Below are 14,762 nucleotides of genomic sequence, written 5' to 3'. Positions count from 1 at the left end.
CCGGGCCTCCCGGCCGGATAAGGAGTGGTCCTTCCATGAAAAACGTCAGCGGCACCCGTTCCCGGCCCGTCGTCTCCACCGCGCTCTTTCTCGCGGCCGTCCTGGGGCAGGTCTGGTTTTGGCGTAAACTGCTCTTCGGCGGGTCCCTCGCCGGACAGCCGCCCGTCCTCTACGCCGAGCTGGCCTTCCTGGCCGTGATCCTGGCGCTCGCCCTGCTCACCGCGCGCCCGCGCGGGCTGGGCGGGAAAAAACGCTGCGCCGCCGCGCTCGCGGGCTTTGCGCTCTACGCCGTCTTCAACGTCGTCAACATCCGGCAGTTCGCCGCCTTCAACATGACTTCCTCCGACTCGTCCTATGAGAGCCTCGGCCCCGCGCTCGTGGCGCTCAAGCTCTTCATCGTGCTGGCGGGCGTCATCGCCGCCATGCCGGTCGCGCCCGCGCCCGACGGGCGCGAATACGCCGACCGCCTCATGACCGCCGCCCAGCGCCAGAGCGCCGAGTGGGCGAAAGCGGGCGCGAAGGGCGCGCAGAAGGACCTGCAAAAGACGATCGACAGCCTGCGGGGGCAGCTCTCCGCCGAGGAGCTCGCCGCGCTCCTCAAGGACCTCCAGGGCGGCGCGAACGCCGGCGGGCCGGCGGACGCGCAGGCCCCCGCCGGGGAGCCCCCGCGGGAATAATTCTCCGCGCGGCATGATCCGCGCCGCCGTGCGGCGCGGATTTTTTGCGTCACCGCGGAGCTACCTACCGCGTCCCTGCTCCTCCGTGCTCTTGGCGTCCCGCTCGTTGCGCCGGAAGGCGACCCCCACGCAGGCGAGCACCAGCAGGTTCGCGAGCCAGATGCCCCAGTTGTAGACCGCGACCGAACGCACCAGGTTGACGAGCACCGTCACGATCGCCGCGATGTAGTAGATCCGGCTGAGCAGCAGGGAGGACTTCCCCGTCTTTGCCGTGATGACGAGATTCGCCGCGAATGCCAGCAGGATGAACGCCACCCCTCCGAAAACAAGGTAGAGCGCATAATCGACCCAAGCCATTGTGTTTCCCCTTTTCCTTTGTTTGCCGCGGGCGCGCCCGCGGTTTTCCCGCGGCGTCCCGCCGCGGAATCACTTCCAGTATAAACGAAAATCCCCCCGGTGACAACCCGCTTTCCGAATCCGGCGCAAAATCCCCCGGGCAGATGGAAGGGGCGGCCGCTTTTAAGCGGCCGCCCCTTTCGATGCTGGCGCCCCGCCCGAGGAGGCGGCGGGGCTATTTGCAGTGGATTTCGCACCAAAGCTCCTGGATGGGCGGGATCTTCTCCCGCATACCGGGCGCGAGCAGGCTCCAGAGGATCCCCCTGGTGGGCTTGGGGAATTCGTTGCGGGTCTTGATGACGCGGGTGGGGGTGACGATGTAGTCGATCGCCGTGTCGTAGACGCGCACCTCGACGTCCACGTCGACGACCTGGCAGTCGTGCCCAACCGCGAAGACGGGGGTGTCAGTGTCCACGACCCCCTTGGTGTAGAACATCGCCCATTCGAGGTCGAAGTAGCCGTGCCCCTTGCCGAAGCGGATGCCGCTCGGCGTGATGGCCGACGCGCCCGTCACGAGCATGTCGATGTGCTTAATCTTTTCGGCGATCTCCCGGAGGGTGATGAACTTCCAGTACCGCTGCACGCCGTCGAGGGTGGAGGCGAGCTCCTCCTTGCCCTCGGGCACGCTGCCCGGCGCGATGAGGAAGACCCCCCGCTCGATGCCGTAGTTGGTCATGAGGATCGTCTTTTTGTCGCGGATCGCCCGCTCCCGGAAGGTCTCCAGATTGTTGTCGGGCGTGATGAAGACGACCTCGCTGTTCCTGTAAATCTCCGTCGCGCAGAGGTTCTCCGCGCAGAGATCGCTTCCCTCATAGTCCGCGATGAACTCGCTGAACTTCCAGCTGAAGCGGGAATCGGGGCGGGCCACCTTGCGCAGCTCCTCCCAGATCAGCGGGCGCGCCGCCTGCGCATCCATCTTTTCCATCCTTCCGCCTCCTCAATTCCGGGCGGCGCAGGCCGCCATCTCATGTGCGAGCGATCGCAGGTCGAAATGGTTGGCCGCCTCGATCGTGTCATAATAATAGGAGTCGTAGGCCGGCGCGCCGTTGAGCGCCCCGACGATATAGCCCGCCATCGCCGCCACCGTGTCGGTGTCGTTGCCGATGTTGACCGCCGAGAAGATCGTCTCGAGCGGGTGGCCGTTGGTGGACATGACCAGCCCGAACACGCAGGGCACCGCCTCGGAGACATGCAGGCCCGCGCCGACCACGTCGCCCAGTTCAAGCATCGCGCGCTCATAGTCGCCGCAGTGGCGCAGGCCGATCTCCGCCGCGAGGGAGATGCGCTTTTCAACCGACGGGCCCGCCAGCTTCTTCGCGAAGCCGCGCGCCAGCCGCATCCCCTCCCGCGCGCCGTAGAGGCCCGCGTTCACGATGTCGACGGCGTTCCTGCCCTCGACCATCGCGCAGCTCACCGCTGCCGCGATCGCGCAGCCGCCCGAGATGGCGAGGTCGTTGTCGTGGGTGACGCGGATGATCGTCACCGCGTCCGCCACCGCGCGGTCGAGGTCCCCCGGATGGAGCATCCCGACCGGGCCGATCTTCATGCCCGCGCCGTTGGTCGCCTTGGCGTTGTCGCAGGCGAGGAAGCTGTAGCCCTCGGCGGGCGTCTCCCCCTTGAGGCGGGCGATGCCCGCGCGGGTGGTCGGGCCCGCGTAGTTGTCAAAGTACTCGGGGTGCTCCGACCAGGTCAGCACCGAACGCTCGGCCACCCCCCGGTCGATCTTCCCGCCGTTTTTGACGATCTCCCGCGCCGTGTAGTAGGCGAGGGAAAAGTCGTCGGTGACGTAACCAGCCACGGCCCCGCGCGCGAAGGTATCCTCCGGCGCCTGGCGGAATTCCCGCACGTAGCCGCCGAATTTCTCCCTGATCAGTTCGGGGGTGCGGGTCTCGGTCGCGGCGCCCATCGCGTCTCCGATCGCGCCGCCGAGCAGCGAGCCCAAAATTCTCTCTTCCAATGTCATTTGTCGCACTCCTTCCATCTAGTCCTGATCTGAAAAACGGATACCCTGCGCGCGCAGGAGCCGTTTTGCCGCCGCTTCGTCCGCGAGCCCCGTCCGGGAGCCCACCTGCTGGATCTGAATCGCCGCGGCGGCCGTGGCGAGCCATGCGCACCGCTCGAGGGGGTATTCCCTCGCAAGGCAGGAGACGAACACCGCGTTGAAGGTGTCCCCCGCCCCGGTGGTGTCCCGCACCGGCACCCGGAACGCCGGGACCGCGAAATGCGCCTCCTTCGTGAAGACCTCGCAGCCCGCCGCGCCCCGCGTCACAACGACGATCTCGGGGCCCTGGGCGAGCATCTCCCTTGCCCCGCGCTCAAGGTCCCGGTGCCCGACGTAGCAGGCGAGGCCCTCCTCGTTGGGGAAGACGATGTAGGCGAGGGAAAGCGTCTCCGCCTTCTGCTCGGGGGTCATCCGGTCCGACTCCGGCTCGAAGTCGAGGGAGACGCGCACCCCGCGCTTTTTCGCCTCGCGCCCCACCGGCAGCACAAGGTGCGGGTAGGTGCCGATCATGTGCACGTATTTTGCCTCGGCCAGATAGTCGAAGTCCACCTCCTCCGGATAGGGGGAGATCGCCGCCGTCTGGCAGATGGACATGGATTTTTCCCCGCTCGCGTCGAGGTTGGTCACTGTGAAATAGGTGTCCTCCCCCGGCCGCACGATGCTGTGGGAAATATCCACGCCCCGTTTTTCCAGGTCCCCGAGGGTGAGCCGGCCGAAGTCGTCCTCCCCCACCGAGACGACCGCGCCGCACTTCGCGCCGAAGGCCGCCGCCGCCGAGAGGTAGTTTGCGACCATGCCGCCGGGGAACTTCCCGAGCATCTGGCCGAGCACCTTCTCATCGTGCCCGGGGATGTGGTCCACCTTGAGCATGATATCGATATCCGCGTCGCCGACGCCGATGATGTCGAACATGCCGCCGCCTCCTTTCCGTCTATGCCCGCGCCCGCTCGACCTGCTCCATGTAGCGGCGCGCGCGGTCGGGGTTCACGGGGTTGAGCAGGTCGCCGTCCTTGATCCACGCGCCCACGCACACCCCGTCGAACTGCTGGAGCAGCTCGTAGACGTTGTCGCCCGTCGACCCGCCGCCGAGAATGATGGGGGCGTCCCCCACCTTCGGGCGCGTCCGCGCGACCATCTCGAGGCTCTCCCGCGCGTTTTTGCCGCAGAGGAAGAGCCCGTCCGCGAAGCACTGGCAGACTGCGTCAAACGCCGCGTCCTCCACCGGCTTGGGGCAGATCTGCACCGCGTGCGGCTCGTAGACGTCCGCGTAGACGGGCATTTTGGAGCCGAGCTTGCGCTTGAGCCGGGTGATTTTCGCGCACTGCCCCTGCAAAATGCCCGCGGAGGTGACCTCCGCGCCGACGTAGGCGTGCTCGACGCGGACGAAGTCCGCGCCCGCCGCCTCCGCCACCGCGAGGGAGGCGCAGCCGTCCCAGATCATCAGCACGCCGAGGATCTGGTCCGGGAATTCCCGCCGGATCGCGCCCGCGAGGTGGGTCATGTAGGCCACCGCCTCGATGGAGGACGCCTCCAGCACGGGGATGTCGTTAAAGTTCTGGAGGATCACGCCGTCGTAGCCGTAACGGTCGTAGACCGCGACCTCCTCTAGCAGCTTTTCGGTGATCGTGCCGATGCTCTCGCCGCCGTGGCGGAAGCTGCCCGGCAGGGCGAGCGGCTGCGCCATGCCGATGGCGATCTTCTCTTTTCCGCGGAACATCATTCGTCCTCCCCTTCGATCTTCGCGATGTACCTCAGGCTCATGCCGAACATCGCCGCCGGCGGGATGACCCCCAGCTCGGTGATGTACCCGGTGATCTCCGCCGGCCCGACGATCGCGAGGTCGGGGCAGCAGAAGTCGGTCGCCGCCCGCATCTCCTCCGGCCAGGCGGCCGCGAGGTACCGCGCGAGGTCGCGGCCGAGCTCCTTCTTGCGCCGCCCCTCGATCCCCCGCATGTTGACCTTGATCATCGCGGTCGGCACATAGAGGGGCTTGCCGAAGCGGGCGCAGAGGATGGCGACGAGGTCGGAGCCCACCGTGTTGGCGGCGCTGCCGTCGGGGAAGAAGGTCTCCGCCCCGATGAACGCCACGTCCGCCTTCCGGGTGAAGGCGGCCAGCGCCGCGTCGGGGAAGAAGACGGGGCTGTGCCCCAGCTTCAGCGCGTTCACCACGAAGGGGCGGCCCCCGTCGAGCGCGCGGCTCTCGGGGACGTAGACGGTCATCTTTTTGCCGTGCTCGGCGGCCGTCTCCATCATCGCGTTGACCGTGCTCGAATAGTCGAAGACGAGCATCGAGGAGAGGTCCTCCAGCACGTTCCAGCCGTATTCCTTGATCTTTTCGATCCAGCCGGCCGACATCGCCTCATAGTTCCCGTGCGCCTTCAGAAGGAATTCCCGCGTCCGCTCCAGCGGCTCGGACGCATAGGCGTCCAGCCCCTTCGTCATGATCCGCATGGCGGTCAAAATCGCGTGGCTCGACTCCCCGCGCAGCTCCCCGAAAAAGCCGGAGAGCTCCTTCACCCGCGCCACCAGCTCCGCCGAATCGAGCCCGCGGGCCGGGGCGTTCTCCGCCAGATCCCGGTACATCCGGCCGATCCCGTAGATGTTCGGGCTCGCGCCCAGCTTGCGGGTCAGCACGATGTCGTCAAAATGTTCCGCGCCCTCCGGGGACAGCCATTCCCGCAGGCGCTCCGCTCTGTTATCCATTCTTACCTCCGTCCGATACCGGCGCCTACGCGTCGATATCCGCATGTTTTGCTTTTTTGATGTTCGCCACGAAGAGCACCAGGATCGTCGCCGCGTAGGGCAGCGTCATGACGATCTGGGAGGGCACGCCCATGTTCTGGAACCCGATGGTCAGCGCGTCCGCGTAGGCGAAGAGCAGGCAGGAGAGCGCGACCTTCACGGGGTTGCCCTTGCCCACCATGATCGCCGCCACCGCGAGGAAGCCCCGCCCGGCCGACATGTTCTCCGCGAACATCGATACGCCGCACAGCGGCAGGAACGCCCCCGCGAGCCCCACGAACACCCCTGTGATGAGGGTGGCGATCCAGCGGTAGCCGAGCACGTTCACGCCCGCGGTCTGGGACGCCTTCTCGTTGATGCCGACCCCGCGCACCCGCAGGCCGAAGGGGGTCTTGTACATGACGACGGCCGCCGCCGCCACAAAGACGAGCGCGAAATAGACGAGCACGTTCTGGTGGTTGAGGACCGCGTCGAGGTAGGGCAGCCGCAGGAAGGGGATGTCCAGCGCGGGGAAGCTCTGGATGTTGTTGTCGATGAACGCCCCGCGCGTGCCGAAGACGGTCGTCAGCAGCAGCGTCGTAAAGCCCCACGCGCCGCTGTTGAGCGCGATGCTCACGACAAGTCCGTTGGAGCCGAGGTGGAAGACGAAGAACCCGAACACCGCCGAGAAGACGAGCCCCGTCAGGATCCCGGCGAGCGCCCCCACGTAGGGGCTGCGGGTGAGGTAGCTGCCGAGCGTCGCGAAGAAGGCGGCGCTGAGCATGAAGCTCTCGAGCGCGATGTTGAAGACGCCGGCGCGGTCCCCGAAGGAGCCGCCCACCGCCGCGAGGATGAGGGGGGTGGCCAGCCGGAACATGGCGGCGAGCGTCACGGTGCTGAACATGACCTGGAGCATCAGACGGCGCCCCCCTTCTGTACGGCGCGGCGCCCGAAGCGCCCGCGGAAAAAGGCATAGATCTTCTTGTAGTCGATCGTGACGAAGAGGACGAAGAGCGCCTGAATCAGCACGACCGTCAGGCGGTTGGTGTTGGTGACGCGCTCCATGTGCAGCGCGCCCGCCTTCAGGACGCCCCAGAGGATCGAGACGAAGAGCACGCCGAAGGGGCTGTTCTTCGCGATCATCGAGATCATGATGCCGTCCCAGCCGAGGTTGTTGCTGAAACGGGAGACGAACCGCCCGTGCGAGCCGAGCACCTCCACGCCGCCGCACAGCCCCGCGACGAACCCGGAAATGAGAAAGATCGACAGGAAGGTGCGCACGACGTTGACGCCGCCCACCTTGGAAAAGCGCAGGTTTTCGCCCACCTGCCGCAGCTCGTACCCCTTGATCGTGTAGCGGTAGATGAACGCCACCACGATCACCACCGCGACCGCCACAAAGATGCCCGCGTTGGCGTAGGTGCCCTTGATGAGCACCGGCAGCTTGGCCGTCTCGTAGACGGGCGGGGTCTGTAAGGCGTTGGAGGCGGTGCTCGACGAGGCGCCGATCACCAGCACGGTGAAATACTCGGTCAGCAGGATGGCGATGTAGTTGAGCATCAGGGTGGTGATCATCTCGTCGATGCGGAAGAAGAGCTTGAGCACCGCCGGGATGAGCGCGTAGAGCAGCCCGCAGAGCCCCCCCACCAGCAGGCAGAAGAGCACGTGGACGACCGGCGGGAGCTGGACCAGAAAGCCCGCCATGGCGGCGGCGAAGCCGCCGAAATAGATCTGCCCCTCAATGCCGAGGTTGTTGACGCCCGACTTGAAGGCGACGACCGCGGCCATCCCCGTCATGACGCAGGGGATGATCCAGCGGATGGTATTCCCGATTTCGATGCGCCCGCCCAGCGCGCCCGACCAGATGGCCGACAGCGCCCGGACCGGGTCCTCCCCCTGGAAGGAGATGAGCCCCGCGCCGATCAGCATGACCGCCGCGAAGGCGAGCAGGTATTTGACGATCTCCGATTTCTTGTCCGCGAACGCCCTAAGCGCCGCGCTTGCGGCCGCTTTCATCCGCAGTCCCTCCTCCCGCCATGAGCAGGCCGATCTCCTGCTCGGTCAGTTCGCCCGCGTTCCCGCCGTCGAAGAGCCTGCCGTCGTACATGACGACGATCCGGTCGGAAAGCTCCATGACCTCGTTGAGCTCGTGGCTCACGAGCAGGATGCCGACCCCTTCGGACGCCAGCTCGATGATCTTTTTCCAGATGAACTCGATGGCGCCGATGTCGATCCCGCGGGTGGGGTCCTCGACGATCAGCAGCTTGTTTTTCTGTAAGAATTCCCGCCCGACGATCAGCTTCTGGATGTTGCCGCCCGAGAGGGTGCGCACCCTCGTCTCCAGCGTCGGGGTCTTGACGGCGAACTGCTTGACCACCTGCCCGGAAAAGGCGTCGATCTCCCTGCGGTCGAGCAGGAGCTTGCGCTTGAAGCCGTGGGCGATGTGGTAGCCCATGATGGCGTTCTGCCAGATGCTGCCCTCCACGTTCGCGCCCTCGCCCAGGCGGTCCTGCGGCACGTAGCCCACGCCGAGGCAGCGGCGCTCGCGGCAGCTTTTCGATGTGATGTCCGCGCCCTCGAAGAGCACCCGCCCCTCCTGCGCCTCGCGCAGGCCGAAGAGCGCCTCGACCAGCTCCTTCTGTCCCGAGCCGGCCACGCCCGCCACGCCGACGATCTCCCCGGCGCGCACCGCGAGGTCGACCCCCTTGACGCGCTCGTTGCCGTCGTTGTCCCGGACGTGCAGGCCCTTCACCTCGAGCACGGGGGCCGCCACCTGCTTTTCCACCTTCTGGGCGGTGAGGATGACCTCCCGGCCGACCATCAGGCTGGCGAGCGCGGCCTCGTCCACCTCGTCGGGGCGGACGTTGCCGGTGACCTCCCCGTTTTTGAGGACGGTGATGTAGTCGGAGATCTCCATGACCTCCTTAAGCTTATGGGTGATGAAGAGGACCGTCTTGCCGGTCCCCACGAGAAAGCGGATCGCGTCGAAGAGCCCCTCGATCCCCTGCGGGGTCAAAACGGAGGTCGGCTCGTCGAGGATGATGATGTCCGCGCCCTTATAGAGGACCTTGACGATCTCCACCTGCTGGAGCACCGCGACCGCGAGGCCCTTGACCTTCTCGTCGAGCGGGATGTTGAAATGGTAGGTGCGGCAGATCTCCTCGATGGCCGCGCGGGTCTTTTTGCGGTCGATGAAGATGCCGCCCCGGCGCTTTTCAAAGCCCATCATGATGTTGTCGAGCACCGTCAGGTCGGGAAAGAGCATGAACTCCTGGTAGACCATGCCGATGCCGTGGGCGCAGGCGTCCATCGGGCCCTTGAAAACAACCTTCTCGCCGTTGAGAAGGATGTCGCCGGCGTCCGCCTGGTAGATGTCGGAGATGATGTTCATCAGGGTGCTTTTGCCGGCGCCGTTCTCCCCGATGATCGCATGGACCGTCCCGCGCCGCACCTTGAGGTCGATGTTCTTATTCGCGGCGAGGGCGCCGAAATTCTTGCAGATGCCCCGCAGCTCCAATACGACTGGCTGCTCCGATTTCACTGTTCCACCTCCGGTCAGCAGCCGGGAGGGTTTCCCCTCCCGGCGATCGCCTCATTCAGACTATTTGGAGAAAACGTCCACCTTGCCCGTCTTGATGTCCTCCACGAGCTGGGAGACCTCGGTCTGGAGCTCCGCGGGGAGCTTGTCGAAGTCGCGCTGGTCGTAGACGCGGGAGTCGGTCTTGATGCCGAATTCCACGCGGCCCGCCGTGAAGTTGCCGGCGAGGAAGTCCTTGCCGGTCTTGTAGATCGCGCCGTCGATGTCCTTGAGTGCGCTCCAGAAGACGCAGGGGTCCACGTCGCCCTGCCACTCGTCGACGCCGATGCACTTGATGCCGGCCTCGCCGCACGCCTTGATGACGCCCATGCCCGACTGGTTGGCCGACTGGAAGATCACGTCCACGCCGCGGTCAATGATGATCTTGGCGGTCTCCTGGCCCTTGACGGGGTCGCTCGGGTCGCCGGTGAAAGCGGACTCCACGACGATGTCGGGGTTGGCGTATCTGGCGCCGGCGGTGTAGCCGTCGCGGAACCGGGTGATGGTCGGGTGGTCGGTGTGGCCGATCCAGCCGAGCTTGCCCGTCTCGGTGGTCTTCGCCGCGACGAAGCCCGCGATGAAGGAGGCCTCATACGGGTCCACGATGAGGTTGGCGCAGTTGGGCTCGCTGTTTTCCATCTCGCAGTCGATCAGGTAGAACTTGGTGTCGGGGAACTCGTCCGCCACGTCGAGCACGACCTCGTTGACCGTGTCGAACATCGCGTAGATCGGGTTCGCGCCGAGCTGCGCCATCGCGCGGATCTGCTCGGGGTACTCCGCCTTGTCCATCGCCTCGACCATCTTGATGTCCATGCCTTCCTCGGCCTCGAGCTTTTCAAAGCCGAGCCAGGTCAGGTCGGTGAAGGGCGCGCCCTTGGGCACCTCGGTGATCAGGCAGGTCAGCGGCTTTTTGCCGTCGTCCGCCGGCGCCGCCGCCTGCGGGGCCGCGTCTCCCGACGGGGCGGAGGCCGGGCTTCCGCCGCACGCCGCGAGGCTCACCAGGAGCGTGAGGGCCATCAACAGGGCGAATGTGGACTTCCAGATCTTTTTCATCATGTTTCCTCCCATAATCAGATGGTTTCTATCTCTTCCGCCCGTTGGGGCGGAAAACCGACGGTTAACGCGCGGCCGTTTCCTCCGCGAGCTGTTCGAGCGGGCAGCCGCTCAGGGCATCGAGGTCCGCGAGGCAGCCCTCCGGAAAGAGCGCCAGCCCGCCGAAGAGCCCGGCCAGGCAGCCCGCCGCCGGGGCGGACGCGGAGGGGCGCTTTGCGAACACGGTGCGGCGGAGCAGCCCCGGCAGGTCGCCGCAGGCCGCCAGCCCGAAGGCGAAGGGGACCGCCTCGGCGGCGGACGGGCCGTTCCCGATCAGCCCGGCAAGCTCCCGTTCGAGCTGGCCGGGGTCGGGCAGCCGCCCGGCGGCGGAAAGCGCGTATTCGATCCGCGCGGCCACCGAGGGAGACTCCGGCGCGCCGGATTCCGCGAGGCGCGCGGCCTCCAGGCCCGCGTGCAGGGCCTCGGCCGTCCCCGCGCCCGACGCGGCGCGGGCGCAGGCCGCCGCGATCGCGCAGCCGGCGGGCATCAGCGGCGTCCCCCGCCAGTTGTCCGGGAGGCTCCGCGCCAGTTCGGAAAGGTCGGCGCGCACCCCGGCGGAAAGCCCGGCCAGCGCGGAATAGACCACGAAGGGCATCGCCGCCTCGCCGTATTCCGCCTCCCGCTGGAGGTACGCCTCCCCCGGCGCGCGCCCGGAAAAGCGGCGCGCGGCGTAGCAGGCGGTCCGGAGCACGCCGGAGGCGCGTTCGAAGGCGGCGGGGTCCTCCCCGAGCGCGCCGTAATACCGCTTCCACGCCCCGGCGGGGTCGGCCCCCTCCGCGAGCGGGGCGCCCGGCGCATCCGCCAGCCCCCCGAGCACGGCGCCGACGAGGCAGGACAATGGCTTATCATTTATCCGTGGGGCGGTGTGCGCCGCCCGCGCGGGAAGCCGCTGCGAGTGGATGGTCGCGTAGAAGAGGTCGCTGCGGCTGTGGATGTCGACGTATTCGATGGGACCGCGGTCCCCCGCGCAGGTGACCCGGCGAATGTAGAGGACCGGCTCGTCCCGTTTCACCCCCAGCAGCTCCGCCTCGCGCTCGGGGCAGAGAATCGCCTTGAACTGCTCGGTGATATAGTCGAAGACGATCCCGGCCTCGCGGCGCAGCAGCTCGTAGAGGGAGCCCTTCTCCATGTCCGCGTGCTCAAAGTCCACGCCGGACACCTCGCTGTTGAGCAGGTAGGCGCATTCGATCGAATGGATCATGCCGTTGAGGCTGCGGACACGCTCGATCTTGCGCAGCATCGTGCCCGGCGGCACCTTGAGGTGCCGGGAGACGGCCTCCGTGGCGGGGACGAGGCGGTTTTCGACGAGGCGGGACTCGGGGCGGGGCTGGGGCCCCTCCTCGGGCGCGTCGACCTTGGAAAAGCCCTCCACCCGCTGGTAGTCCACCGCGCGGAAGAGGTTGCCGATCACGACGGTGCCCTTCCCCTTCTGGGTCGCGACGACCCCGCGGCGGGTCAGCTCCTTGATCGCCTCCCGCACGGTGACCCGGCTCACCTGGTAGGCGCTCGCGAGCTCGAGCTGGGTGGGGATGACGTCCCCCACCTTATAGATGCCGTTGGCGATGTCGTCCGCGATTTCCAGGAAGATCTTCATGTAAGCGGATTGTCCTTTTCCCTGCTGCATCCCGTCAACCTCCCGTTCCGTCATCAATGGCTTATCATTATGAAATCATTATAGAGCCGTCCTAAATGATAAGTCAACCATGAGGACAGAATTTCAGTGCAACTGATAAAAATAGTTGTTCAAATTGTACATTCGACACAAACCGCGCCCCGCCGCCAAACCTCCCGGGCGCGCAAAAAGGCCGCCGCAGCTTCGCTGCGGCGGCCCTGGCCGGTATTTCAGTCGAGGATCAGCGCCTTGAGGTTCCCGAAGATGTCCCGCACCCAATAGGAGGGGAACAGCCCCCACGGGGTGCCCGCCGGCAGCGCCGCCGCGGCCAGCCCGTTCTTCCGGGCGTAAATGGCGGCGCGGTACTGGTGGAACCCGTCGGTCGCCACCGCAAGCGCGCGGGGCAGCCCCTCCCGCCCGATGATCTCCGCCGAGAAGGCGAGGTTCTCCTCGGTCGAGTGGGAACGGTCCTCGAGGTGGATGCGCGCGGGGTCGATCCCCCGCTCGATGAGCCATGCGGCCATGACCGCCGCCTCCGAGGTCCCGGCGCGCTCCTCATAGCCGCCCGACACCACGACCGGCGCGTCGGGGTGCGCCTCGAGGTAGCGGCGCGCCGCCTCGAGCCTGCGCGCGAGCATGAGGGAGGGTCCCTCCCGCTCCACCTGGCAGCCGAGCACGAGCGCGGTGCGGGGCTCCTCCCCCGGCGGGGTGAAATAGGCCTGCCGCGCCATCGGGACGGACACGGCCGCGCCGATCAGGAAGCCCGCCGCGAGCAGGAGGGCCGCGGCGGCGCGCAGCCGCCGCCACCATGCGGCGGGACGGGCGGCCGGGGGCCGGCGGTCCCACATCGTGTGGAAGCTGCGGACGATCTGGTTGCCGGCGTCCAGGCGGAAGGCGTCCCACAGGACGGCGAGGGCAAAGAGCAGCGCCCCGAAGCCGAGCAGCGCCAGGCAGCCGGCGTTGAGGACGCCGAAGAGGACCGGCGCTCCCCCGAAGGCGAGCGCCAGCAGCCCGGCAAACGCGCATGCGGCGCGGAAGATTCGTTTCATAGAGGTCTCCTTTTAGGCGGATTTTTCATTCCAGAAGATGCGCACCCCGGTGATCGTGCGGCCCTCCTTGACCATCTCGTAACGGGTGATGTACTTCATCGAGATGAAATGGGTCAGGACGATCTCGGTGTAGTCGCGGATGCGCTTTTTGCGCTTCTTGTCCGAATCGAGGTCGCCCAGCTCCCGGTAGATCGATTCAAAGAGGATCTTGTCGCGGGTGAGCTTGTTGTGCTGGTTCTTCATCCCCTCGATCCGGCTTAAGAGATAGGTCTTGAGCGGGATGGTGGTGGCGTTGTTGTTTAAGGGCGCCTTGAGCAGGTCGATCGACACCGTCGTGATCTGGTTTTTCATCTTGGCGTAGCTGTGCAGCGGCGGGGTGTCGATGATCTGGTACATCTCGCTGCGCTTGCCGTTGACCACGCCGATATACTTGTTGAGCGGCAGCAGGTAGCCCTCGATCGTGAAGGAGTCCACCTCCCCCGCGCCCTCCATCCGCCGGTCGATCATATGCGCTTTGATCTCCTCGGTCAGGTCGATGTTGATCGACAGCCGCCGCATGGTGTCCAGCTTGGCCTTGATCTCCTCCATCAGCCCGTCGTCGACGGTGGGGTTCTCCTTGCCGGTCATCGCGTGGTAGAGCATCGGCACCGTAAAGCTCGAATTGCCGCTCTCGAGGATCGAGACCACCCCGTTGATGATCGATTTGTCGTAGTTGGTGAGCTGGAAGTTGCCGTCGATCTTCATGTGCTCGGGGCAGTCGATCGTCACCGCCGTCTGGATCGTCAGGTTGCGGCGGCGCGCGACGGTGATCTCGTTGAATTCCCGGAGCTGGGCGAGCTTGTTGGTGATCGGGTCGATCGGCATGACGTAGTTTTTCGGCCGGATCGCCTGGATGGCGGGCGCGACCGACGCGAGCAGGGAGATCTCCTCCCCCACCTCCGGCTCGATCGACAGCAGCCCGTCGATCTCGTCGCCCGTGACCCCGCCCATGAGGATCAAAAAGCGCCGCATGTCCTCCGCCAGCCCCGCGAGGAAGGCGTAATAGTCGCTCGTCGCGGCCACGACCTCCTGCAGCGCCTCGGTCTGGTCGTCCGCGGCCGCGGACGGATCGGTCAGCCGCTCGTTGCACGCCTGCACCCGCGCGAGCCGGTCGCTGCAGGTGTTCATCTGTTCCGCGACCGCCGCGCGGCCGTATTTTTCGATGAGCTGCGGCAGCAGCTCGGAAAGCGCGCCCGTGTAATCGGCGGGCGCGGGCGTTTTGAATCCGGCGGAGGGCATCCGTATCACCTCATGACCGGGCAGCAGGATCACCCGCCGCCCGTTAAGTTCTCCCTGTATCATATCAAATTTTGCCCCGTTTGTCATCCTTTTTCACATCCCTTCACCCGTCCCGCGAAAGAATGCAAAAGTTGCAGAAAAACGCAAATCCCGGGGGGCTTTTTGAAAAAAGCCCCCCGGGGCCCCCAAAAAGCCTTGGTTCAGGCAGGGCTCGGGGGGGATTTTTGGAAAAAGCCCCCCCGAGACCCCCCAAAAACTTTGGTTCAGGCGGGGGCGGGCCCACACCCCCGGGTGTTGTCCGTGGGGCCGGTCTCTTATAAACAACTGAAGCTGGCCACGAACCAATGGACCGGGAGAT

The 14,762-nt window shown here is 66.3% G+C and carries 14 protein-coding genes; 1 reads left to right on the top strand and 13 read right to left on the bottom strand.

The window, feature by feature from the left end:
- Positions 1-35 precede the first annotated feature (35 nt).
- Positions 36-677 carry a hypothetical protein gene (locus RCI06_RS09170; protein ID WP_302822961.1) on the top strand — a complete coding sequence of 214 codons (642 nt, stop codon included), beginning with the start codon at positions 36-38 and terminating at the stop codon, positions 675-677.
- A gap of 60 nt (positions 678-737) precedes the next feature.
- On the opposite strand, the gene RCI06_RS09165 is transcribed toward RCI06_RS09170, so the two are convergent.
- The 13 genes from RCI06_RS09165 to RCI06_RS09105 all read right to left on the bottom strand — a co-directional run bounded on the left by RCI06_RS09165 (position 738) and on the right by RCI06_RS09105 (position 14,467).
- Entirely contained in the window at positions 738-1,034 is a 297-nt protein-coding gene (locus RCI06_RS09165) for a hypothetical protein (protein ID WP_101547971.1), read from the bottom strand.
- A gap of 214 nt (positions 1,035-1,248) precedes the next feature.
- Entirely contained in the window at positions 1,249-1,998 is a 750-nt protein-coding gene (locus RCI06_RS09160; protein ID WP_101547969.1) for a 5-formyltetrahydrofolate cyclo-ligase, read from the bottom strand.
- Positions 1,999-2,010: 12 nt separating this feature from the next.
- A complete protein-coding gene (locus tag RCI06_RS09155; protein ID WP_101547968.1) occupies positions 2,011-3,036 on the bottom strand; it encodes an ADP-ribosylglycohydrolase family protein in 1,026 nt (341 codons plus the stop codon).
- Positions 3,037-3,054: 18 nt separating this feature from the next.
- Positions 3,055-3,987 (bottom strand): carbohydrate kinase family protein, encoded by a 933-nt coding sequence (locus RCI06_RS09150; protein WP_121587208.1) that lies wholly within the window; start codon positions 3,985-3,987, stop codon positions 3,055-3,057.
- Between the two features lie 19 nt (positions 3,988-4,006).
- Positions 4,007-4,792 (bottom strand): BtpA/SgcQ family protein, encoded by a 786-nt coding sequence (locus RCI06_RS09145; RefSeq protein WP_276872108.1) that lies wholly within the window; start codon positions 4,790-4,792, stop codon positions 4,007-4,009.
- Positions 4,792-5,778, bottom strand: coding sequence for an initiation factor 2 (locus RCI06_RS09140; RefSeq protein ID WP_172439100.1), 987 nt, complete (start codon positions 5,776-5,778; stop codon positions 4,792-4,794). The genes RCI06_RS09145 and RCI06_RS09140 overlap by 1 nt, the downstream gene beginning before the upstream one ends.
- A gap of 25 nt (positions 5,779-5,803) precedes the next feature.
- Positions 5,804-6,712: an ABC transporter permease gene (locus RCI06_RS09135; RefSeq protein ID WP_101547959.1), complete on the bottom strand. Its 909-nt coding sequence runs from the start codon at positions 6,710-6,712 to the stop codon at positions 5,804-5,806.
- On the bottom strand, positions 6,712-7,812 hold the full coding sequence (locus RCI06_RS09130) for an ABC transporter permease (protein WP_121587211.1): 1,101 nt from the start codon (positions 7,810-7,812) through the stop codon (positions 6,712-6,714). Before RCI06_RS09130 ends, RCI06_RS09135 begins: the two co-directional genes overlap by 1 nt.
- A complete protein-coding gene (locus RCI06_RS09125; protein WP_306575697.1) occupies positions 7,784-9,337 on the bottom strand; it encodes an ABC transporter ATP-binding protein in 1,554 nt (517 codons plus the stop codon). Before RCI06_RS09125 ends, RCI06_RS09130 begins: the two co-directional genes overlap by 29 nt.
- 60 nt (positions 9,338-9,397) lie before the next feature.
- Positions 9,398-10,426: a BMP family ABC transporter substrate-binding protein gene (locus RCI06_RS09120; protein WP_172439099.1), complete on the bottom strand. Its 1,029-nt coding sequence runs from the start codon at positions 10,424-10,426 to the stop codon at positions 9,398-9,400.
- Positions 10,427-10,490: 64 nt separating this feature from the next.
- On the bottom strand, positions 10,491-12,089 hold the full coding sequence (locus RCI06_RS09115) for a GntR family transcriptional regulator (protein WP_306575693.1): 1,599 nt from the start codon (positions 12,087-12,089) through the stop codon (positions 10,491-10,493).
- Positions 12,090-12,307: 218 nt separating this feature from the next.
- Complete coding sequence (locus tag RCI06_RS09110; RefSeq protein WP_306575690.1) at positions 12,308-13,126, bottom strand: YdcF family protein; 819 nt, start codon at positions 13,124-13,126, stop codon at positions 12,308-12,310.
- 12 nt (positions 13,127-13,138) lie between these two features.
- Entirely contained in the window at positions 13,139-14,467 is a 1,329-nt protein-coding gene (locus RCI06_RS09105) for a hypothetical protein (protein ID WP_147437553.1), read from the bottom strand.
- Positions 14,468-14,762: the final 295 nt, after the last annotated feature.

Origin of the sequence: Anaerotruncus massiliensis (ex Togo et al. 2026) (assembly GCF_030825285.1) — a bacterium.
Lineage (GTDB): Bacteria > Bacillota > Clostridia > Oscillospirales > Ruminococcaceae > Anaerotruncus > Anaerotruncus massiliensis.
This window is presented reverse-complemented; position numbering and strand designations above follow the sequence as displayed.

Coding starts and splice junctions, on each gene's coding strand:
- RCI06_RS09170 (WP_302822961.1), top strand. CDS start 36: ATGAAAAACGTCAGCGGCACCCGTTCCCGGCCCGTCGTCTCCACCGCG.
- RCI06_RS09165 (WP_101547971.1), bottom strand. CDS start 1,034: ATGGCTTGGGTCGATTATGCGCTCTACCTTGTTTTCGGAGGGGTGGCG.
- RCI06_RS09160 (WP_101547969.1), bottom strand. CDS start 1,998: ATGGAAAAGATGGATGCGCAGGCGGCGCGCCCGCTGATCTGGGAGGAG.
- RCI06_RS09155 (WP_101547968.1), bottom strand. CDS start 3,036: ATGACATTGGAAGAGAGAATTTTGGGCTCGCTGCTCGGCGGCGCGATC.
- RCI06_RS09150 (WP_121587208.1), bottom strand. CDS start 3,987: ATGTTCGACATCATCGGCGTCGGCGACGCGGATATCGATATCATGCTC.
- RCI06_RS09145 (WP_276872108.1), bottom strand. CDS start 4,792: ATGTTCCGCGGAAAAGAGAAGATCGCCATCGGCATGGCGCAGCCGCTC.
- RCI06_RS09140 (WP_172439100.1), bottom strand. CDS start 5,778: ATGGATAACAGAGCGGAGCGCCTGCGGGAATGGCTGTCCCCGGAGGGC.
- RCI06_RS09135 (WP_101547959.1), bottom strand. CDS start 6,712: ATGCTCCAGGTCATGTTCAGCACCGTGACGCTCGCCGCCATGTTCCGG.
- RCI06_RS09130 (WP_121587211.1), bottom strand. CDS start 7,812: ATGAAAGCGGCCGCAAGCGCGGCGCTTAGGGCGTTCGCGGACAAGAAA.
- RCI06_RS09120 (WP_172439099.1), bottom strand. CDS start 10,426: ATGAAAAAGATCTGGAAGTCCACATTCGCCCTGTTGATGGCCCTCACG.
- RCI06_RS09115 (WP_306575693.1), bottom strand. CDS start 12,089: ATGCAGCAGGGAAAAGGACAATCCGCTTACATGAAGATCTTCCTGGAA.
- RCI06_RS09110 (WP_306575690.1), bottom strand. CDS start 13,126: ATGAAACGAATCTTCCGCGCCGCATGCGCGTTTGCCGGGCTGCTGGCG.
- RCI06_RS09105 (WP_147437553.1), bottom strand. CDS start 14,467: ATGATACAGGGAGAACTTAACGGGCGGCGGGTGATCCTGCTGCCCGGT.